The 20,354-nt window shown below is 69.2% G+C and carries 20 protein-coding genes; 11 read left to right on the top strand and 9 right to left on the bottom strand.

The window, feature by feature from the left end; genetic code table 11:
- Positions 1 to 87: 87 nt before the first annotated feature.
- Entirely contained in the window at positions 88 to 684 is a 597-nt protein-coding gene (locus ACFWZU_RS07580) for a GNAT family N-acetyltransferase (protein WP_439700808.1), read from the bottom strand.
- Positions 684 to 890, bottom strand: a complete 207-nt coding sequence (locus tag ACFWZU_RS07575; RefSeq protein ID WP_209618745.1) for a YdcH family protein — start codon at positions 888 to 890, stop codon at positions 684 to 686. Before ACFWZU_RS07575 ends, ACFWZU_RS07580 begins: the two co-directional genes overlap by 1 nt.
- Before the next feature lie 78 nt (positions 891 to 968).
- On the opposite strand from ACFWZU_RS07575, the gene ttcA reads away from it, so the two are divergent.
- The 7 genes from ttcA (at position 969) to ACFWZU_RS07540 (ending at position 8,386) form a co-directional block, all read left to right on the top strand.
- A complete protein-coding gene (gene ttcA, locus ACFWZU_RS07570) occupies positions 969 to 1,862 on the top strand; it encodes a tRNA 2-thiocytidine(32) synthetase TtcA (protein WP_439700807.1) in 894 nt (297 codons plus the stop codon).
- Positions 1,863 to 1,903: 41 nt separating this feature from the next.
- Positions 1,904 to 3,103 (top strand): aromatic amino acid transaminase, encoded by a 1,200-nt coding sequence (locus ACFWZU_RS07565; protein WP_439700806.1) that lies wholly within the window; start codon positions 1,904 to 1,906, stop codon positions 3,101 to 3,103.
- A 227-nt stretch (positions 3,104 to 3,330) separates the two neighbouring features.
- Complete coding sequence (locus ACFWZU_RS07560; RefSeq protein ID WP_439700805.1) at positions 3,331 to 4,248, top strand: recombination-associated protein RdgC; 918 nt, start codon at positions 3,331 to 3,333, stop codon at positions 4,246 to 4,248.
- Positions 4,249 to 4,562: 314 nt separating this feature from the next.
- Positions 4,563 to 5,333, top strand: coding sequence for a M48 family metallopeptidase (locus tag ACFWZU_RS07555; RefSeq protein ID WP_439700804.1), 771 nt, complete (start codon positions 4,563 to 4,565; stop codon positions 5,331 to 5,333).
- A 69-nt stretch (positions 5,334 to 5,402) separates the two neighbouring features.
- A complete protein-coding gene (locus tag ACFWZU_RS07550) occupies positions 5,403 to 5,837 on the top strand; it encodes a low molecular weight protein-tyrosine-phosphatase (protein WP_439700803.1) in 435 nt (144 codons plus the stop codon).
- Positions 5,838 to 5,960: 123 nt separating this feature from the next.
- Positions 5,961 to 6,881, top strand: coding sequence for an NAD-dependent epimerase/dehydratase family protein (locus ACFWZU_RS07545; protein ID WP_439700802.1), 921 nt, complete (start codon positions 5,961 to 5,963; stop codon positions 6,879 to 6,881).
- A gap of 101 nt (positions 6,882 to 6,982) precedes the next feature.
- Positions 6,983 to 8,386, top strand: coding sequence for a mannose-1-phosphate guanylyltransferase/mannose-6-phosphate isomerase (locus ACFWZU_RS07540; RefSeq protein ID WP_439700801.1), 1,404 nt, complete (start codon positions 6,983 to 6,985; stop codon positions 8,384 to 8,386).
- A gap of 202 nt (positions 8,387 to 8,588) precedes the next feature.
- Here the strand turns inward: ACFWZU_RS07540 and ACFWZU_RS07535 are convergent, their stop codons facing one another.
- Complete coding sequence (locus ACFWZU_RS07535; RefSeq protein WP_439700800.1) at positions 8,589 to 9,971, bottom strand: M20/M25/M40 family metallo-hydrolase; 1,383 nt, start codon at positions 9,969 to 9,971, stop codon at positions 8,589 to 8,591.
- Between the two features lie 288 nt (positions 9,972 to 10,259).
- Between ACFWZU_RS07535 and ACFWZU_RS07530 the strand changes: the two genes are divergently transcribed.
- Positions 10,260 to 10,901: a hypothetical protein gene (locus ACFWZU_RS07530; RefSeq protein WP_439700799.1), complete on the top strand. Its 642-nt coding sequence runs from the start codon at positions 10,260 to 10,262 to the stop codon at positions 10,899 to 10,901.
- Between the two features lie 2 nt (positions 10,902 to 10,903).
- Positions 10,904 to 11,542, top strand: coding sequence for a helix-turn-helix transcriptional regulator (locus tag ACFWZU_RS07525; RefSeq protein ID WP_439700798.1), 639 nt, complete (start codon positions 10,904 to 10,906; stop codon positions 11,540 to 11,542).
- A gap of 282 nt (positions 11,543 to 11,824) precedes the next feature.
- Here the strand turns inward: ACFWZU_RS07525 and ACFWZU_RS07520 are convergent, their stop codons facing one another.
- From ACFWZU_RS07520 to ACFWZU_RS07510, 3 genes are all read right to left on the bottom strand, one after another.
- The gene (locus tag ACFWZU_RS07520) at positions 11,825 to 12,544 is read right to left on the bottom strand and encodes a pseudouridine synthase (RefSeq protein ID WP_439700797.1); all 720 of its coding nucleotides are present in this window, start codon (positions 12,542 to 12,544) and stop codon (positions 11,825 to 11,827) included.
- 10 nt (positions 12,545 to 12,554) lie between these two features.
- The gene (locus ACFWZU_RS07515) at positions 12,555 to 13,334 is read right to left on the bottom strand and encodes an ABC transporter permease (RefSeq protein ID WP_439700796.1); all 780 of its coding nucleotides are present in this window, start codon (positions 13,332 to 13,334) and stop codon (positions 12,555 to 12,557) included.
- A 74-nt stretch (positions 13,335 to 13,408) separates the two neighbouring features.
- Positions 13,409 to 14,356 (bottom strand): ABC transporter ATP-binding protein, encoded by a 948-nt coding sequence (locus tag ACFWZU_RS07510; RefSeq protein WP_439700795.1) that lies wholly within the window; start codon positions 14,354 to 14,356, stop codon positions 13,409 to 13,411.
- Between the two features lie 90 nt (positions 14,357 to 14,446).
- Between ACFWZU_RS07510 and ACFWZU_RS07505 the strand changes: the two genes are divergently transcribed.
- Both ACFWZU_RS07505 and ACFWZU_RS07500 read left to right on the top strand, forming a co-directional pair.
- Positions 14,447 to 15,193: a ferredoxin--NADP reductase gene (locus ACFWZU_RS07505; RefSeq protein WP_439700794.1), complete on the top strand. Its 747-nt coding sequence runs from the start codon at positions 14,447 to 14,449 to the stop codon at positions 15,191 to 15,193.
- Positions 15,194 to 15,481: 288 nt separating this feature from the next.
- The gene (locus tag ACFWZU_RS07500; protein WP_439700793.1) at positions 15,482 to 15,832 is read left to right on the top strand and encodes a hypothetical protein; all 351 of its coding nucleotides are present in this window, start codon (positions 15,482 to 15,484) and stop codon (positions 15,830 to 15,832) included.
- 16 nt (positions 15,833 to 15,848) lie between these two features.
- On the opposite strand, the gene ACFWZU_RS07495 is transcribed toward ACFWZU_RS07500, so the two are convergent.
- The 3 genes from ACFWZU_RS07495 to ACFWZU_RS07485 are packed head-to-tail and all read right to left on the bottom strand — an operon-like array spanning position 15,849 to position 20,283.
- Positions 15,849 to 16,775 (bottom strand): fimbrial protein, encoded by a 927-nt coding sequence (locus ACFWZU_RS07495; RefSeq protein ID WP_439700792.1) that lies wholly within the window; start codon positions 16,773 to 16,775, stop codon positions 15,849 to 15,851.
- Positions 16,772 to 19,543, bottom strand: coding sequence for a fimbria/pilus outer membrane usher protein (locus ACFWZU_RS07490; protein WP_439700791.1), 2,772 nt, complete (start codon positions 19,541 to 19,543; stop codon positions 16,772 to 16,774). Before ACFWZU_RS07490 ends, ACFWZU_RS07495 begins: the two co-directional genes overlap by 4 nt.
- Positions 19,540 to 20,283 (bottom strand): fimbrial biogenesis chaperone, encoded by a 744-nt coding sequence (locus ACFWZU_RS07485; RefSeq protein WP_439700790.1) that lies wholly within the window; start codon positions 20,281 to 20,283, stop codon positions 19,540 to 19,542. The genes ACFWZU_RS07490 and ACFWZU_RS07485 overlap by 4 nt, the downstream gene beginning before the upstream one ends.
- Positions 20,284 to 20,354 lie beyond the last annotated feature (71 nt).

The raw sequence follows: 20,354 nt of genomic DNA, 5'->3' as shown, positions 1-20,354 counted from the left end.
GGGCGCGCCCCGGCCCCTCACCCCGGCCTTCTCCCGGGAGGGGAGAGGGGGCCAAGGCTTGCGAGAAACCCCCGCAAAGCCGAAGCGCTAGCTCGAAGCAGCCAGCCGCGCCAGCCGCAACTCCAGCCAGCGCTTCACGTCCGGCCACTCGCGCGCAAGGATCGAATAACAGACCGTATCGCGCAGGCTCCCGTCCGGCCGCCGCTTGTGCGCGCGAAGCACCCCCTCGCGCTGCGCCCCCAGCCGCTCGATCGCCCGCTGCGAATCGAGGTTGCGCCCGTCGGTGTGGAACTCCACCGCCACGCGCCCCATCCGTTCGAACGCATGCTCCAGCAGCAGCCGCTTGCAGGCGGTGTTGAGGTGGCTCTTCTGCCAGCGCCTGGCGTACCAGGTGTAGCCGATCGCCGCGCGCGGCGGGTCGTCGACCAGGTCATAGAAGCGCGTGCTGCCGACCAGCTCGCCGGTGGCGCGCTCGCGGATGGCGAACGGCAGCATGCGCCCCTCGCGCTGCCCGGCCAGCGCCTTTTCCACGTAGGCGGCCATCCCGCCCGGCGCCGGCACCGAGGTGAACCACAATCGCCACAACTCGCCGTCGGCGGCAGCCGTCTCCAGCGACGGGACGTGTTCGGCAGCGAGCGGTTCGAGGACGACGTGCGCGTCCTGCAGCACGGCGGGCGTCGGCATCAGGCGTCCAGGTCCGGGATCATCTTGCTCTCCAGCCGCGCGATCGCGTCCTTGAGCAGCAACTTGCGCTTCTTCAGTCGCGTCAACTGCAGCTCGTCGCGCGCCGGATGGGTGGCCATGTGGCTGATCGCCGCGTCCAGGTCGCGGTGCTCCTGGCGCAGTTCGGCCAGGCGGCGGGCGATCTGGATGGGGTCCTGGACCTGCATGGCGGACGTGACGGTGGGGCACAGGCCCACAGTGTAACGCTGCCGGGCAGCGGCGGCGGGCAGGGTACAATGACGCACATGTCCACCGTTCTTCCCGACCCCCGCGCCGATCGCAGGCGGGCCCACGAGGCCGCCCGGCTGGCCAAGCGGCTGCGCCACCAGGTCGGCCAGGCAATTGCCGATTTCCAGATGATCGAGGACGGCGACCGCGTGATGGTCTGCCTGTCCGGCGGCAAGGATTCCTACACCCTGCTCGACCTGCTGCTTTCGCTCCAGGCGAAGGCGCCGGTGCGCTTCGACCTGATCGCGGTGAACCTGGACCAGAAGCAGCCCGGCTTTCCGGCCCGTGTGCTGCCGGACTACCTGGGCGCGCGCGGCGTGCCGTTCCACATCATCGAGCAGGACACCTACAGCACGGTCACCCGCGTGATCCCCGAGGGCAAGACCATGTGCAGCCTGTGCTCGCGGCTGCGCCGCGGCGCGCTTTACAAGTGGGCGGCGGAGAACGGCATCACGCGCATCGCGCTGGGACATCACCGCGACGACATTCTGGGGACGTTCTTCCTCAACCTGTTCCACGGCGCGAGCCTGAAGGCGATGCCGCCGAAGCTGCGCTCGGACGACGGTCGCCACGTGGTGGTCCGGCCGCTCGCCTACTGTCGCGAGAGCGACATCGCCGAGTACGCGCGCGAGCGTGCGTTTCCGATCATCCCCTGCAACCTCTGCGGCTCGCAGGAGAACCTGCAGCGCAAGGCGATCGGCCGCATGCTGCAGGAATGGGAAGCCCAGCACCCCGGGCGCTGCGAAACCATCTTCCGGGCGCTGGGCCATGTCGTGCCCTCGCAGCTGGCCGATCGCAACCTGTTCGACTTCGCCGCGCTGGGCGCGCGCGAAGGTGCCCCACGCGCCGACGCGCACGGCTGGCTGGCCGGCGAGCCGGCGGGCGCGGCGCTCGTCGACGACGACGTCTAGACGTCCATACTTTCCTTTCCACTTTTCACGCGAGTCTTCCTGTGTCCCACTTTGCTTCCGTTGAAATGGCCCCGGGTGATCCGATCCTCGGCCTTACCGAGGCCTACCTGGCCGACCAGCGCCCGCAGAAGGTCAACCTGGGCGTGGGCATCTACGTCGACGAACAAGGCCACATCCCGCTGCTGCGCGCGGTGCGCGAGGTGGAGCAGGCGCTGGCGGCGCAGGCCAAGCCGCGCGGCTACCTGCCGATCGACGGCCTGCCGGTGTACGACACGCTGACCCAGCAGTTGCTGTTCGGCGAGGACTCGCCGCTGCTGGAGGCCGGTCGCGTCGCCACCGCGCAGACCATCGGCGGCAGCGGCGCGCTGCGCGTCGGCGCCGACCTGCTCAAGAAGGTGCTGCCCGGGGCGCGCATCGCGATCAGCAGCCCGAGCTGGGAAAACCATCGCGTGGTGTTCGGCAACGCCGGCTTCGAGGTCGTCGACTACCGCTACTACGACGCCGCCACGCACGGCCTGGATTTCGCCGGCATGCTGGAGGACCTCGGCAGGCTGGAGTCCGGCACCGTGGTGCTGCTGCACGCGTGCTGCCACAACCCCACCGGCGTGGACCTGGATGCGCAGCAGTGGCAGCAGGTGGTCGACCTGGTCAAGGCGCGCAACCTGCTGCCGTTCGTCGACATCGCCTATCAGGGCTTCGACGAGGGCATCGATGCCGACGCCACCGCGATCCGGCTGTTCGCCGCCTCGGGCATCGAGGCCTTCGTGGTGGCCAGCTCCTACTCCAAGTCGTTCTCGCTGTACGGCGAGCGCGTGGGCGCGCTGTCGATCGTCGGCGCCGACCGGGAGGAGGCTGCGCGGCTGCGCGCCAAGATCAAGCAGACCATCCGCGCCAACTATTCGAGCCCGTCCACCCACGGCGGCGCGCTGGTTGCCGGCGTGCTCGGCAGCCCGGAGCTGCGGGCGATGTGGGAGGCCGAGCTGGCCGGCATGCGCGAGCGCATCCATGCGATGCGCGCAGGGCTCGTCGAGAAGCTCGCCGCGCACGGCGCGCCGCAGTTCGCCTTCATCCAGCAGCAGGCCGGCATGTTCTCCTACTCGGGCCTGTCCCGCGCGCAGGTCGAACGCCTGCGCGAGGAGTACGGCATCTACGCGCTGGGCACCGGGCGCATCTGCGTGGCCGCGCTCAACCGCGGCAACCTCGATTACGTGGCCGAGGCGGTGGCGGCGGTCAGCCGCTAGCCCCGGCACCGGGCGCGGCTTTTCGACTTCGCGGCGCTCCGTTCAGGGCCAACGGTTATCGGATAACCTCAGACGTTCGCCTGAGCGATATCCTTCACCGTTCACCCCGAGCGCCGCCCCCGGAGCCGAAGGGTCCGACCCATTTCCAGATCGTTCGCCCTGGCACAGGTCCGAAGGACCGAGCCGAAGGGCGCTCGATCAAAGCGCAAGCCCCAACCGGATCATCCATGTTCTTCCGCAACCTCACGCTGTTCCGTTTTTCCCCCGCCGTCGCCGAAGACCTCTCCCGCCTGGACGACGTGCTCGGCGAGCACCGCCTGCGCCCGTGCGGCCCGCTGGAGCTGTTCACCAAAGGCTTCGTGCCGCCGATCGGCCGCGGCGAGGAAGCCGCGTTGACCCACGCCGTCAAGCACTGCACCTGGGTCTCCGTCGGCGGCGAGGACAAGCTGCTGCCGGCCGCGGTGGTCAACGACGAATTGCACCGCCGGGTGCAGAAGATCGCCGAGGAAGAAGGCCGCAAGGTCGGCGGGCGCGAACGCAAGCGCATGAAGGAGGACCTGCTCAACGAACTGCTGCCGCGCGCCTTCGTGCGCAGTTCGCGCATGTCCGCCTACGTCGACCGCCAGCATGGCTGGCTGGTGCTGGACACCTCCAGCCGCAAGTCGGCCGAAAACGCGCTCACCCAGATGCGCGAGGCGCTGGGGAGCTTCCCGGCGGTCCCGCTGGCGCCGGAGGAAGGCCCCCGCGTGCTGATGACCGACTGGCTCGCCAACGGCACGCTTCCGGCCGGCCTCACCCTCGGCGACGAGGTCGAACTGCGCGACCCGGGCAGCAACACCGGCGCCATCGCCCGCTGCCGACGCCAGGACCTGGAGAGCGAGGAGATCAAGGAGCACCTGCGCAACGGCAAGCAGGTGTTCCAGCTCGGACTGGTGTTCGACGACCGCATCAGTTTCGTGCTGGGCGAGGACCTGGTGCTGCGCAAGCTCAAACTGCTGGACGTCGTGACCGACGAACTGGCCGACAGCGCCCCGGACGCCGCCGCCGAGCTCGATGCGCGCTTCGCGCTGTTCACGCTGGAGCTGGAGCGGCTGCTGGGCAAGCTCGAAGAGTGGTTCGGCCTGCCGCGTCCCAAGGACGCCTGACCGCGTCAGCTCCCCGGTGGGGCCACGATGACGGCTCGCGCGGTTCCGCTCCTGCTCCCTCTCCCCGCCGGGGAGAGCGTTGGGGTGAGGGGCCACTCTTGCGGTGAACCCCCGCTGGAACCCGGCTCTCCCTGGCCTCCCCGCGAGCCCCGGCCCGTCATCCGACCCTCGGGCCACCTTCTCCGCGCAGGGGAGCAGGAACCGCAAGCGTCAACGCCGGGTGAACGACCGCCCGAAACCGCGCCTGCAGGCCGTCCAACCCTTTCCTCACACCCCCCGTTGCAAGGTTATGCTCTACCGACGGGCTCGGGACCATGGCAGCAGAACTTCAAGGCGATTGGCTGGAACTGGCAACGGCGAGCGGCAGCACGATCCGCGTGCTCAAGGCCGCCCATCCGCGCGCGCGGCGCCTGCGCCTGACGGTCACGCCCAAGGGCGCCCGGGTGTCCTATCCCAACGGGACCCATCCCTCGCAGGTCAGCGCCTTCCTGCGCAGCCACGCCGACTGGCTGGAACGCAAGCTCGACGAGCTCAACCTCATCGTCAAGCCGCTGCCGCCGTTGCGCGTGGGGCATGCGACGGAGTTTCCGCTGCGCGGCGAGACCGTCCTGCTGGACTGGGCCGAAGGCCCGTACCCGCGGGTGGAGTCCTTCGACGGCGGCCTGACCCTGGTCATTCCACGCCCGCACACGCGTGCGCTGCCGGTGGCGCGCGGCCTGCTCGCCTCCCATTTCGAGGCGCAGATGCGCCGCGATGTCTCGCGCTGGATGGCCAGTTACGTGCCGCAGCTCGGACTGGCCCCGACCTCCCTGCGCATCCGCCCGATGAAGAGCCTGTGGGGCAGCCTGGACACGCGCGACCGCATCAACCTGGATCTCGCCCTCGCGCTGGCGCCGCCGGCCGCCCTGCGCTACGTGCTGGCGCACGAGCTGTGCCATCTGAAGGTACGCAGCCACGCGCCGCGCTTCTGGGCGCTGGTCGCCACGCTGTTCCCGAACTGGCGCGAACAGCGCGACTGGCTTCGCGTCAATGGCGCCACGCTGAAGGCGGAGCTGGACCGGCTGGTCGCCGACGTCGCGGATTAGCCCGGCGCTCCCCTCGACAGGGAGCCCCGCGCGACGGCAACGCATTCTCCACCGCCCGGATGGGAAGTCGTGTTCGACAAAGTCCTGGTTGTCTGCATCGGCAACATCTGCCGCAGCCCTACCGCGGAATACCTGCTGCGCGAACGGCTGCGCGGGAGAGTGACCACGGTGGCGTCGGCCGGCCTCGCCGCGCTTGCCGGCAAACCGATCGATCCGCTGGCCGGCGCGCTGCTCGCCGAGCACGGCATCGACGCCTCCGGCCATCGCGCGCGCCAGGTGGACGAGGCGGCGATCGTCGCGGCCGATCTGATACTGGTGATGCAGCGCGCGCACCTGGCCAGCCTCGCCCGCTACTCGTCGCACGCGGTGGGGCGCACTTTCCTGCTCGGCAAATGGCAGGGCGATCGCGACATCCCCGATCCCTACCGCAAGGAGCGCGATGCCTTCGATCACGCCTACCGGCTGATCGAGGAAGGCGTCGATGCCTGGCACAAGCACCTGTGACCGTCTGAGACAGATTCCGCAATTCTGCTGTTCTGCCGGGCTGGTGCGTGCACAATAGGGCCGGCCCGCTGCCCGGGAGTTCCTGGGGCCGGCATGCGGGCATGAATCGAATGGGGTGGGGCGATGAACCTGGATGCACGCATCCTCGTCACCGGGCAGTGCGGCTGGGTGGGCGGCGCGGTGGTACGCCGTCTGTGGGCGGCCGGTTACGACAATATCCGTTTCCTCGGTCCGGACGAGGTGAACCTCGCGCGGCCCGCGTCGGTGGATGCGTTCTTCCTGCGGCACCGCCCCGAGTACGTGTTTCTCACTGCCGCGCGTGAAGGCACCGCCGGCGGCCGCGGGGACCAGGCGATCCGCGAGAGCCTGGCGGTGCAGGCCAACGTGATCCATTCGGCGTGGCGGGCCGACGTGCGCAAGCTGTGTTTCCTGGCGTCCTCGAGCATCCATCCGGCCGCCGCGCTTCCGCCGTTGCGCGAGGGCGCGCTGCTGTCCGCGGCGATCCAGTCGGGCGAGAACGGCGAGGCGCTTGCGCAGATCGCCGGTATCCGCATGTGCCAGGCGTACCGGCGGCAATACCGCCTGGACGCGATCGGCATCGTGCCGGCCGAGTTGTACGGACCGGGCGACAGCCCCGGCGCCCAGGCGGGCCCGTTGCCGGCGCTGGTCCGGCGCCTGCACGAGGCGCGCGCGGACGGCCTGTCGCAACTGGCGATCGATGGTGTGCCGGCGCGCCCGTGGTTGCAGGTGGACGACTTTGCCGATGCGGCGCTGTTCCTGATGCGCCGGTACAGCAGCGACGTTCCGGTCAACGTCGACGGCGGCGAGGAGATCGCCTTTGCCGACGTCGCGCGCATGGCCGCTGACGCCGTCGGCTACCGGGGGCGGCTGGTGCACCGGACGCGCGCGCCCCAATCCGACCGCGCCATGCCGGAGGGGCTGCACCTGAACGGCATGGGCTGGGCGCCATGCATGCCGCTGCGCGACGGGATCGAGCAGATGTGCGCGTGGTATCTGCAGGGCGCCGGTGCGCTGGTCGCCTAGGCGCACGCGCAGGCTTCGCCGCTACAGGGCATCATGTGCTTTTCGCGTCCGCCCTCTCCCGCGGGAGAGCCGACGGGGGCGTCAGGCGGATGGAGAAGTGGATGGTTCCGGTGATTCTTTCGGGTGGCTCGGGCACGCGCCTGTGGCCGTTGTCGCGCGAGTCGTATCCGAAACAGTTCCTGCCGCTGGCAGGCTCGGACACCATGCTGCAGGCGACCTGGCTGCGCATCGCGCCGCTGGCCTCGGCCGCGCCGATGGTGGTGGCCAACGAGGAGCACCGCTTCATGGTGGCCGAGCAGCTGCGCCAGGTCGATTGCGTGCCCTCGGCGATCCTGCTGGAGCCGGTCGGGCGCAACACGGCGCCGGCGATCGCGGCGGCGGCGCTCCAGGCCACGCGCGAAGGCGCCGATCCGCTGCTGCTGGTGCTGCCCTCGGACCACGTGATCAAGGACGCGGCCGCGTTCCAGGCGGCCGTGCGGCGGGCCGAGCCGGCCGCGGCGCGCGGGCGGCTGGTCACCTTCGGCATCGTGCCGGATGGCCCGGAAACGGGCTACGGCTACATCCGCGCCGGCGCCGAACTCGCTGACGGCGTGCGCGAGGTGGCGCAGTTCGTCGAGAAGCCGGACGCCGCCACTGCCCAGGCCTACGTCGCCTCGGGCGAGTACGTCTGGAACAGCGGCATGTTCCTGTTCCGCGCCTCGGTGTTCCTGGCCGAACTGGCGCGCCAGCAGCCGGCGATGCTCGAGGCCTGCCGCGCGGCCGTCGACGGCGCGTCGCGCGACGCCGACTTCGTGCGACTGGACAAGGCAGCCTTCGCCGCCTGCCCCTCCGATTCGATCGACTACGCGGTGATGGAGCGCACGGACCAGGCCGCGGTGCTGCCCGTCGACGTAGGCTGGAACGACCTCGGCAGCTGGTCGGCGCTGTGGGAAGTGGCCGAGCAGGACGGCAACGGCAACGCGCACCACGGCGACGTGGTGGCGCAGGACTGCCGCAACACGCTGGCCTGGGCCGAGGGCCGCCTGGTCGCCCTGCTGGGGCTGGAGGATGTGGTGGTGGTCGACACCGCCGATGCCTTGCTGGTCGCGCACCGCGACCGGGTGCAGGACGTCAAGGGCATCGTCGCGCGGCTCAAGGCGCAAGGCCGCGGCGAGCCGGCCAGCCACCGCAAGGTGTACCGCCCGTGGGGTAGCTACGACTCCATCGACGTGGGCGAGCGCTTCCAGGTCAAGCGCATTACCGTCAAGCCGGGCGCATCCCTGAGCCTGCAGATGCACCACCACCGCGCCGAGCACTGGGTGGTCGTCAGCGGCACCGGCCGCATCACCCGCGGCGACGAGGTGCTCACGTTGACCGAGAACCAGAGCACTTACATCCCGCTGGGGGTGAAACATCGCCTGGAAAACCCGGGGCGGCTGCCGCTCGAACTGATCGAGGTGCAGTCGGGCAGCTACCTGGGTGAAGACGACATCGTGCGCTTCGAGGATGCGTACGGGCGCGGTTGAGAGCGGCCGATCCCGATCTTGCCGAACGGCGCCCGCAGCCGGGCGGCAGGACCGTGAAAACTCCAGGGACACGCATGGGCCACTGCAGGCCCGCGCCGACATGGGTCCGGGCCGACACGCGGCGCACGCACGGTCGGGTCGAGCGCCTGCCGGACGTCCGTGCACTGCGGTCGCGCACGGGCGCGCTCCTGCAGGGGCCGCGCTATGGCGTGTTCGCCTGCTCCGCGACCGGGGGCGAGCGCTCGAAACTTCCGGCGTCGCCGGGAAATACCACCGGGCTTTCGTAGCCGTCGGCCGAGAGCGATGAAACGCCGAAGAACCAGTCGTCGATCACCACGTCCTCGAGTACGGCGTGGTCCACGTCGCCGACCGCGCGCGCGTGTTGCCAGAGGGGTGCGGTGGTGTCGCGCCAGTGCACGCGGTAGCCGGCGGCGCCGGGCACCTTGTGCCAGCTCACTGTGGTGTCGGTCGCCAGCGCGCCCTTGATGTCGACCCCGCCGGGCGGCGCGGGAGCGCGGCTCAGCGCCGCCATCGTGATGGCGTCGAGCGCGGTGACGCGGGCCAGGTAGCGGAAGTCGATGCCGTCGAGGGTGTCGCCGTAGCCGGGCCTGAGGTCCTGGTGCTGGCGGGTGTAATCCTCGTGGCCCTCGGTCACACGCACCGCCGGAAAGCCGGCCTGCAGGAACGGCACCTGGTCGCCGCCGCGGCCGTAGCGGTCGGTGCGGTAAACCATGCGCACGCCGAAGTCGGGCAGGTAGGCCTCGGCCAGGCGATCCATGAAGCGCGCCAGGTTGCGCGAGGGCGAATCGACCTCGCCGCCGTGGTAGCGGCGGTAGGCCGCCTGTTTCAGTGTCTCGTTGCTCCTGGTGCCCTCGGAGAACACACGCACCACGGTGTTGTCGCGTACGCCGTTCTGGCCGCGGCTGTTGCCCACGATGTCGTTGTTGAGTTCGGCCTCCACACGCCAGCCGTGCGCCACCGCGTAGTCGGCCAGCACCTTGCCGCCATACAGTCCCTGTTCCTCGCCGGAGAGCGCGGCGAACACGAGGGTGGCGCGGTTGTCCTGCTTCGACAGCAAGCGCGCGGCCTCGATCAGCGCGGCCACGCCGGAAGAGTCGTCGTTGGCGCCAGGGGCATCGTGGGTGGCGTCCATGACATCGGTGACGCGCGAGTCCAGATGGCCGGTGATCACGATCACGCGGTCCGGATCACTGCTGCCGCGCTTGATGGCGACCACGTCCATGACCTCGACCGGCCGGGGTGCGCGTTCGCCGGTAAAGCGCTGCGACGGGGTGATCACCTCCAGGCAGCCGCCACAGTCCTGGCCGATGCGCTCGAAGCGTTGCTTGACCCAGCGCCGCGCCGCGCCGATGCCGCGGGTATCTGAGCGGGTATCGGAGAGCGTGTGGCGGGTGCCGAAGCCGACCAGTGCGGTGATCGTGGCGCGCAGCTCGGCTTCGCTCGGCGCGCTGGCGAGGGCATGCAGTTCCGGGTGCTCGGTCGGCTGGGCCGGGAGCCCGGTGGCGAGGCCCGCGCCGGCAAAGGGGAGCAGGGCGCAGAGAAGCAGGCGACGGCGAAGAAGCATGGGGTGCGTGTCCACGGTGAAAGGTTCTTACCTTAGCGCTGTGCGGGGCCAGGGGCGTGCGCTCGATCCAGTGCCGCCAGCATTCGTCGCCGGGCTCCCGCACACCCGTCACCGCCGCATTGCCTTCCTATTGCCGGCTGCTCCTGGCGAGCGTACGCCCGCGGCACGCGGGCCTCGAAGCAGGCAATACGGCTAAAAATGGCCTTTACACATACGGCTATTGCGCGTAAACCAGGCCCGCCCAGACTCCCGTCGTCGCATCCGCGACGGCCCTCTGGAGACCGAGCCATGAAACCTTCCACCTGCCTGTCCGCCCTCATCCTCGCCGCCGCCTTCGCCGCGGCCACCCCGACCCTGGCCACTCCGGCCGACACCCCGATGTCCGCCGTCCCCGCCGCGCCCAAGCTCGACGCCGCGCTGCGCGCGCTCTGGCACGGCCACGTCGTGCACACCCGCGACTACGCGCTGGCGGTACACGCGCATGACAGCGCCAGGGCCAAGGCCGCGGCCGACGCGGTGGTCGCCAATGCCAGGCAGATCGCCGATGCGGTCGGCGGCTTCTACGGCAAGCCGGCCGGGGCGCGCATGCTCGACCTGCTCGCCGGTCACTGGGGTGGCGTCGAGGCGTTGACCGATGCGCGCGCCGCCAACGACGCTGCGGCCGAGCGCAAGGCGATGGCCGCCCTGCAGTCCAACGCCACCGAGATCGCCAGGTTCCTCGCCGGCGCCAACCCCAACCTGCCCCAGAACGCCGTGCAGGGCCTGCTGGCCGCCCACGTGGCGCACCACGCGACCCAGATCCAGCAGATCATGGCCGGCGACATGAAAGGCGAGCAGTCCACCTGGCAGGCGATGCAGGCGCACATGGACGTGATCTCCGATGCGCTGGCGGCGGCGATCGCCAAGCAGTTCCCGGACAAGGCCGCCTGAGCATGAGCGCGCTCGCACGGCTCGGATCGACCCAGCAGCGCCTGCTGCGCCAGTTGCTGATGGCACCGGAGGGCTGTTCGGTGGAGGAGCTGTGCGAGCGCCTGCGCATCAGCCACAACGCGGTGCGCCAGCACCTGAGCGCCCTGCTCGCGCGCGACTTCGTCGAACGCGGGCAGGCGCGGGCGACCGGTGGCCGGCCGCAGGCACGCTTCCGGCTCACCGAGAACGGGCGCGGGCTGTTCCCGCGCAACTACGGGCTGCTCGGCACCGCGTTGCTGGGCAAGCTGCGCGAGCGCTACGGCGCGGCCGCGCTGGAGGAGATGCTGCAGGACCTGGGCCGCACGCTCGGCGGCCACGAAGTGCCGCTACCGCCCGAAGCCAGCCACGACGACGTCGTGCAGCGGCTGGCCAGCCAGCTCGATGCGCTGGGCTACGAGGCGGTGGTCGCCAGGCACGGCCAGGAACCGCAGGTCGAAGCCTTCAACTGCGTGTTCCACGCGCTGGCCCGCAGCGTGCCGCAGGTGTGCAAGTTCGACCTGGCGTACATGGAGGCGGCCAGCGGCCGGCGCATCCACCACATGGAATGCATCATCCGTGGCGGGCACGTCTGTCGCTTCCGGGTCGGCGAGGTGAAGCACTGACGCCGCTCGAAGGCCTCGGTTTTTGTAGGAGCGCACTTGGGCGCGACCGGACGGGCGGGCGTACGCGCCTCACGGGGCATCGCGGTCGCGCCCAAGGACGCTCCTACAGATAGCTCACCACTGCGTGCTGCCAGGCAACAGATCCTTTAGCTCCGCATCGGTGAGATTGCGCCACTGCCGCTTCCGGGGTGGCCAGGTGAAGCGCTGAGTTTTCTGTAGGAGCGCACCTGTGCGCGACCATGATGCGCCGCGGTCGCGCACAGGTGCGCTCCTACAAGGCACTCACCACTGCGTGCGGCCAGGCAGCAGGCCCTTCAGCTCCGCATCGGTGAGGTTGCGCCACTGCCCCGGCCGCAGGTGCCCCAGCCGTACGTTGTCGATGCGCACGCGGCGCAACTGGGTCACGCGGTAGTCGAAGGCCGCAGCCATCAGGCGGATCTGCCGGTTCAGCCCCTGCGTAAGCACGATGCCGAAGCCGAATCTCGCGATCTTGCGTACCTTGCACGGCAGCGTCATCTGGCCGTGGATGCGCACGCCGCGCGCCATCCCGGCGAGGAAGGCGTCGGTCACCGGCTTGTTCACGGCGACCAGGTATTCCTTCTCGTGGCGGTTCTCCGCACGCAGGATCTCGTTGACGATGTCGCCGTTGCTGGTCAGCAGGATCAGCCCTTCGGAATCCTTGTCCAGCCGCCCGACCGGGAACACGCGCTCGCGGTGGTCGACGAAATCGACGATGTTGCCGGCCACGCTCTGGTCGGTGGTGCAGGTGATGCCGACCGGCTTGTTGAGCGCGATGTAGGTGGCCTTCTTCGCCGACGGCGTGGCGGCCAGCACGCGCATGCGCACCAGCTCGCCGTCGACGCGCACCTCGTCGCCTTCCAGCGCCTTGGCGCCGGTGCCGACCACCTCGCCGTTGATGGTGACGCGCCCGGCAATGAGCCACTCGTCGGCCTCGCGGCGCGAGCACAGGCCGGCCTCGCTGATGTACTTGTTGACGCGCATCGCAGGCCGGTCAGGAACGCAGGCCCACGCCGCGCTTGAGCAGCTGCAGCGCCACGATCGAAAGCCCGGCGACGAACGCCAGCATCACCACGAACGCCACGCCGATGTGCACGTCGCTGATGCCCAGCACGCCGAAGCGGAACGCGTTGACCATGTACAGGATCGGGTTGGCGCGCGAGATCGCCTGCCACGGCTCGCCCAGCATGTTGACCGAATAGAACACGCCGCCGAGGTAGGTGAGCGGGGTCAGCACGAAGGTCGGTACCAGCGCGATGTCGTCGAACTTCTTGGCGTAGACCGCGTTGACGAAGCCGGCCAGCGAGAAGATCGTCGCGCCCAGCAGCACCGAGAAGAAGGTGACCAGCGGGTGCGCGATGTGCAGCGAGGTGAAGAACAGCGCGATCATCAGCACCAGCGCGCCGACCACCAGGCCGCGCGTCACCGCGCCGGTGACGTAGCCGAGCAGGATCACCCAGTTGGGCATCGGCGAGACCAGCATCTCCTCCACCGCGCGGCTGAACTTGGCGCCGAAGAAGGAGCTGGAAATGTTGCCGTAGCTGTTGGTGATGATGCTCATCATCACCAGCCCCGGCACGATGTACTGCATGTAGGTGAAACCGCCCTGGATGGTGCCGATGCGGCTGCCGATCAGCTTGCCGAAGATGACGAAGTAGAGCGTCATCGTGATCGCCGGCGGGATCAGGGTCTGCGTCCAGATGCGCATGATGCGCACGATCTCGCGGCGCACGATGGTGTTCAGGGCGACCAGGTTGGCCGAGGCGTTGCTCATGTCAGGCTCGCTTGTGCATGGAGCCCCCTCGCGAGGGGGCCGGGGTGAATGGACCGGCATCCGGCGCCGCGCCGTCAGGCGGCTTGCGTCGTCCCGTTCTCGACCAGCCGCACGAACAGCTCCTCCAGCCGGTTGGCCTTGTTGCGCATGGATTTCACCGTCACGCCGCGCGCGGACAGCATGGCAAACAGCGAGTTGAGGTCGTGCTCGCGTGCCATCTCCGCCTCCAGCGTGAATTCGTCCACGCGCCGCACCTGCACGCCCTCGACTACCGGCAGCTCCGCAGGCGCATGCGTGACGTCCAGGATGAACGTTTCGACGTCCAGCTTCGCCAGCAGCTTCTTCATCGAGGTGTTCTCCACGATGGTGCCGTGGTTGATGATCGCGATGTTGCGGCACAGCTGCTCGGCTTCCTCCAGGTAATGCGTGGTGAGGATCACCGTGGTGCCGGCGGCATTGATGCCGCTGACGAACTGCCACATCGAGCGGCGGATCTCGATGTCCACACCGGCGGTCGGCTCGTCCAGGATCAGCAGCTTGGGCTCGTTCATCATCGCGCGGGCGATCATCAGGCGCCGCTTCATGCCGCCGGAGAGCATGCGCGCCTGGTGCTGCGCCTTGTCCCACAGGCGCAGTTCCTTCAGGTACTTCTCCGCGCGCTGCGCGGCGATCCTGCGCGGGATGCCGTAGAAGCCGGCCTCGTTCACGCAGATGTCGAACGGCTTCTCGAACTGGTTGAAGTTGATCTCCTGCGGCACCAGCCCGATCAGCTTCATCGCCTCGTTGCGCTGCTGGTTGACCGATACGCCGAAGATGCGCGCGTCGCCGCCGGTGGAGTTGACCAGCGAGGAGAGGATGCCGATCAGCGTGGACTTGCCGGCGCCGTTGGGTCCGAGCAGCGCAAAGAAATCGCCCTGCTGGACGGTCAGCGAGATGCCCTTGAGGGCTTCGACGCCGTTGCCGTAGGTCTTGCGCAGATTGTCGACGACGAGTGCGGGAACCGCTTCGGTGGGGAGTGACATGGGCTGCACCGTGGGGGCCAGCCCTTTATTATACGGGGCCGTTTACCTGCCGCCCGCTCACGCCGGGCGTGCCCCGCGCTCCGGAATCCCATGGCCGACCACTTCACCCTCCGCCTCGTCGACAGCTTCATGCTCGCCCCCAGCGTGCGCCACCTGGTGTTCGAGCGCGCCGACGGGCAGCCGCTGGCCTTCCAGCCCGGGCAGTTCCTGCAGGTCCACTTCCACTACGAGGACGGCACGGCGACCAAGCGCAGCTATTCGGTCGCGACCGTGGGCGACGGCAGCGCACCGGTCATGCGCATCGAGATCGCGGTCAGCTACGTCGAGGGCGGCGCGGCCACCAAGTTGCTGGGCAACCTGCAGCCGGGCGAAACGATCGAGGCCAGCGGCCCCTACGGCCGCTTCTGCCTGCAGCCGGGGGACACCCATCCGCGCTACCTGCTGCTGGCCACCGGCACCGGCGTCACGCCCTACCGCGCCATGCTGCCGCTGATCCGCCAACTGCTCGCCAAGGGGGACCGCGAGGTGGTGCTGCTCTACGGCGCCCGCAACGAAGAAGAGCTGCTCTACGGCGAGGAATTCGAGGCCTTCGCGAAGGAAAACCCCGGCTTCACCTTCCACGGGTGCCTGAGCCGCCAGCCCCGCGCCGTGCCCCGTCCGCACGACCGCAGTGGCCACGTGCAGACCGTCCTGGCCGAGCTGGCCCCGCACGCCGACCGCGACATCGCCTACCTGTGCGGCAACCCCAACATGGTCGATGCCGCTTTCAGTGCGCTCAAGGAATACGGCCTCCCGGTCGCGCAGATCCGCCGCGAGAAGTACATCTCCTCGCGCTGAGCCTGGGCCGTATGTGCAGGAGCCCTCGTACGGGCCCCCGCGCATGGCGTGAGGGACGCGCCAACCACGCCGTCTTCAAGTTTGTGGTTCGCGCGTCGATAAGTACCCCGCCAGCGCAGGCGCGCTGCTCACCCCCCTTGCGCTAAACCGTCCCCCGAACCCGGGCCCGTCAAAAATGTGACGGGGTTCGCGCTTTCGGAGGAAAGTCCGTCGCGTGCCATCAAGGCCGTCGGTGCCGTGCCGAAAGCACTTTCAGGCACGCGTCTGTGCGTGCCGCGAGGATGGCTCATGCGCGGTTCGCTTCGTTGGTTGATTGGCTCGGTGTGCGCCCTTGCGGCGTCCGGCGCGTGGGCCGGCGGCGGGCGCATCGACTTTGCCGGGGCAGTGGTCGAGCCGACCTGTTCGGTCAGTACCCTGGCCACCGACCTGAGCGGCCAGGGCCAGCCCGCCGAAGGCTCGTCCACCCGCCATACCTGCGGCCAGACACCCGGCGACACCGCCCGCTCCTACTCCCGCACGGTGTTCGAACTGGATGCGGCGGTGATCGCCAATGACCGCCTGCTCGGCTATTTCGCCAGCTACGCCAGCCCCGCGGGCGACGGGAAGCAGGCCAGGCTGGTGGTCCGCACCTACGAGTAATGCCCCGGACTGCGGGCTACTGGTAGAAGATGTCGAAGGTCACCGTGGCCTTGACGTTGCCGCCGGTGACGCCCGCGGCCGTCTGGAAATACTGCGCGTAGTACGGGATCGTGGTGGTCGCGTTGGGCGTGAGCGCCGTCTGCGTCTCGAAGGCCACCGGGTTCATGTTGCCGTCCAGCACCCGCACGCCGATCCCCGCGGCATAGCCCGCGCCGGCCGGCCGCACCACCCCCGGGTAGCTGGCGGGGAACGCCGTGTGCATGGTGATCTTGGTCACCGAAACGCCCGCCGGGCAGGCCAGGTTGATCTGGAAGGGCGTGGTGCCCGAGGTCGAGCCGATGCCGGTGAAGGCGCTGGTGGTTACCGAGGGCAGGGTGACGTTGAGCGGATCTGCCACCAGGGCGCATGTCGGTGCCGTGATCGTGACAGGAGCGCCTAGCACGAATGTTTCGGGGGCCAACGTGTCCCACCTCCAGTCCGCGAGCTTGCCTGCGGTGAGCACCCCCGGTTGGATGGCCCCGGTCTTCACCAGCTCCAGCGTGGATGGCACGTTGAAGGTGCTTATCCAGAGATTCTGTTGGTTGAAAGGGTAAGCGGTCAGATAGTCGGTTGGGTGGGTAATTCGATAGCCGATGCCCGGCGTGCCGGTTTCGAAGGTGTACTTGTCGGCCAAATAGCTGCCCCGGGCATTGACTATGCCGAACGTTACCTGCTCGCCTCGCAGGAATGGTCCACAAATGAGACTCGGCGGATTGGGTGGCGTGACCTCGGAAGACCTCCCAATAACAGTGCCATTGGGTGTATTGGCTGCAAGCGAGACAGGATCCACGGTGAATGACACTGTGGAGGTTGACCCTGAAAGAAACTGGCAATCCGCACGGCTGGCGAACGGAACTAGCGCGGAAAGGGCGAGTACCATCCATAGAAAAACGGCACGCATCATGTTCCACTCCTGCCGACCACGGCCACCGAATCCGGCTGCCTGCAGGTCGCTTCGATCTGCTCGATGCCGTGCCGGTCCTTGCCGGCGGGCGACAGCTTGTAGGGAAGCGAGCAGGTGCGGGTGGCGTCGTTGTCCTGCCACTGCACGCTGATGCGCCCGGCATCCCGGGCAACCCGCACCATGATCCGGCCGGCCTGGCCGACCACGCCGATCACCCGGCCCTGTTCGTTCATCACCTCCGCGCCGAACGGCAGGGTGCTGCCATCGTCCAGGTGCGTCTGGATCAGCATGAAGCGGCCACTCTCGCTCTTGAAGTTCACCATCACCACCGCGCCGGCGCGCGGCGCCACCTGCGCGCTGGTGTTGTCCAGCTGGACGTCCAGCGACAGGCCGGTCGGATCGATCGTGACCGTATTGAGCACGTAAGGGGTGAGGTAGGGAATCAGCGCATAGCCGTCGTTCCCCACGCGCACGCCCGCCGCATTGCCGATGCGTGCGCCGGCCGCGTCCGGGGCCCTGACGATCGCGACGGTATCCCCGAGCGACTGGCCGAAGATGATGCCGCCGGGATGGGCCACGATGCCGCCGGCCACGTTCAGCGCCGACTGCGAATAGCCGCTGCCCGCGCCGACGCTGGCGTTGAGCTGCACGTGCGTGCCGCGGTAGCCGCCGGTGAGACTGCCCGTGCTGCCGGAGACGCCACTGTTGTCGTGGGCGGCGGTCGCGCCATAGCTGAACCGGTCGTCGACCCCGGCGGTGCCGTTGACCGTGGCCTGCTCCTGCATGCCGCCGTTGCTGTCGCGGGTGAGCGCGCCGGTGAACACCGGCGCGTGCGCGCTGTCGCCCAGCGGGATCGTCAGCGAGGCCATGTAGCGGTTCTCGCTGCGGCCGAACAGGTCACGCTCGCGGCTGGCCGAAAGGTTGTAGGTCATGCGGCCCAGCGAGTTGTTGTAGCCGAGCTGGAACTGCGTGTCGGTGCCAGGCCGGTTCCAGTAGTCGCGCGCGGACCCGTTCACGTAGAACGAACCGCCGCGCGAGCCCAGCTGCTGATTGAGTGTGATGCTGAAATTGTTGCGCTGGCGGTCGATGCCCGCGCCCACCTGCAGCAGCGCCTCGAAGCCGGCGTTGCCGTTCAGCGCGGCAAGCTGCCCGGGCGTGAGCAGCTCCGACACCGGCACGCCGTTGATGGTCTGCGGCAGCACCGGGTCGGCGGCGAACACGGGTAGTCCGCGGCGCGCGTAGTCGCGCGCCCGCGCGGCGTCGTCCAGGGCGAGATAGCCGCTGGTCGAGTAGCGGTAGGCGGCCACGGTCAGCGAGGTGCCGGTCTGCGCCAGCATCTTGCTGTAGCTCAGGCGCACGCTCTGGCCCGAAAGGTTGTCCACGCCGGGGATGCGCGTGCGGGCAGTGGACACGTCCATGGCGAAGGCGCCGTAGCGCGTGTTCAGCGCGCTGCCCAGCAAGGCCGTCGCGTAGCCTTGCGAACCGGCCACGCCGGCGTAGCCGGTCAACAGATTGTTGAAGCCGTGCTGCACCGTGGCCTGGAGCAGCGCCGGTTCGTGCTCGATCGACAGGTCGCGCAACTGGCCGGCCGCCACGCTGAAGCGGGTGGCGCCGGCGCGCAGCAATTGCGGTACCGAGGCGTAGGGCACCGCGAAGGTGTGCACGCGGCCGTTGGCCTCGGACACGCTCACTTCCAGATCGCCGCCATAGCCGGTGGCGTAGAGATCGTTGATGACGAACGGGCCGGGCGCCACCGTCGTCTGGTAGATCACCATGCCGTTCTGGCGCACGGTCACCTTGGCGTTGCTGTCGGCGACGCCGCGTACGGTTGGCGCGTAGCCGCGCAGGGATTGCGGCAGCATGCGGTCGTCGGTGGCCAGCTGGATGCCGCGCACGCCGATGCTGTCGAACACCTCGCCGCTGGTCCACGAATCGCCGAGGGTCAGCTGCGCCCGGATGGCGGGCAGGTCGCGCTGGGCGTAGGTGGCCACGTTCTGCCAGTGGCGGTTGGCGCGCGTGCCGCCGACGGCCGATTGCCAGGTCATCGACGAGTCGTTGCGTAGATGCCAGCGGCCCAGGTTGAGGCCGGCGTTGAGGCCCAGGTAGGCCGAGGTCTGCGCCAGCCCCTGGCTGGTGGTGCGATAAGCGTTGAAATTGTAGTTGAGCAGCCCGGCAGTGACGCCCGAATCCCAGTACTTGGGGTCGACGTAGCCACGCGCCATCTGGCCGAGGAAGGCCTGCGGCACGCTCGTGTCCAGGCGCAGGTCGGGCATGTCGAATGCCATGCTGGCGCCGGGGATGAGCTGTTCGATGCCGACGCAGGCCGCGGCATCGGAAAGCTGGGCGCTAGCCTGCGCCGACAGGTTGGACGGATGCAGGCCCAGCGTGTCGAGCAGCGCACCGGTCACGCACGGCGTCGCGCTGGCGTCTTGGGAGGGGGCGGCGAAGCGTACTTCGCTGCGGCCGACCGGGCGCTCGTTCAGGTAGATGTCGACGCTGTACGTGCCCGAAGGCACGAAATCGCCGCGCTCGAAGCGCGACAGGTCGGTCGTGTTCTGGCCGGCGCCGGAAAGCATCGTGCGATCGAAGCTCGCATCGAGTGCATCGGCCGCCGGGGCGGAGGCATCGACCGCAGCGACGGCGCTGGCGCAAGCCGCCTCGCCCGCCATGCCGCACAACGCCAGGCCGATCACGGCCGACAGCAGCCGCCGGCGCGCCTGCTGCCTGCGCGTCGCTGCCGCCCAGGCGCTGGCGCGCGCGCGGCTCACGGCGAGAGCGCGCCCTGGTAGGGCGCCGCTGCGCCGAAGTCGTTGATCACCGTGTAGTCCACGGTGGATCCCGCGGGCGGTGCATGGCCAAGGCCCGCGACCGGCAGGCGCAGCGACGCCTGCGGCGCGACCATCCCGCTCTGCACCGCATAGGCCTTGCCGTCCGCGCCCAGCGAAATCTTGCTGAAGGTGATGTGGTAGGGCGAGGCGTTATGCGCCTCCAGGGCGTACCCGGCGCCGTCCGCCACCACTGCCCAGGTGACCTGACGCGCGGCAGTGGCGAGATCGCCCTCCAGCCCGGCGGGACGGAAGAACAGCTTCAGCCGCGAGCGCACGGCGAACTGCAGCGTGTTCTGCTGCTCGCCGGGTCGCGCCGATGGCTTGGGCGGGATCTCGAGCACGTTCAGCCAGAACAACGACTCGCGGTCCTTCGGCAACGGCTGCCCGGTATAGACGATGCGCAGGCTCTGGCCCTTGCCGGCGTTCATGCGCACCAGCGGAGGCGTCACCACGAAGGGCACCTTGGCGGTGTCCGGCGTGGAGGAGGGGTCGCCGTCGTCGATCCAGGCCTCGACCAGCGCCGGCTGCTCGCCCTCGTTGCTCAGGCGCACGGTGACTTCGCCGTTGGCGGCGGGAAACACGACGCGGGTGCCGGCGATGACGACGCTGGCACGGGCGGGAGCGGCGCCCAGGGAAAACGCAATCAAGGCTGCGCCGACTGCGCAGAGCAGGCTTTTCATGAGGTGTTCCGGGAAAGCGGGGCGCTGCAGCTACCGGAGGGCGCTGCGACCGGCACGCCGGTCGCAGCGCC

It is taken from the genome of Frateuria sp. GZRR33, from assembly GCF_051900425.1.
Classification (GTDB): Bacteria; Pseudomonadota; Gammaproteobacteria; order Xanthomonadales; family Rhodanobacteraceae; genus Frateuria_A.
The sequence above is the reverse complement of the archived record's forward strand: the minus strand, read 5'-3'. Positions and strand labels throughout refer to the sequence as shown.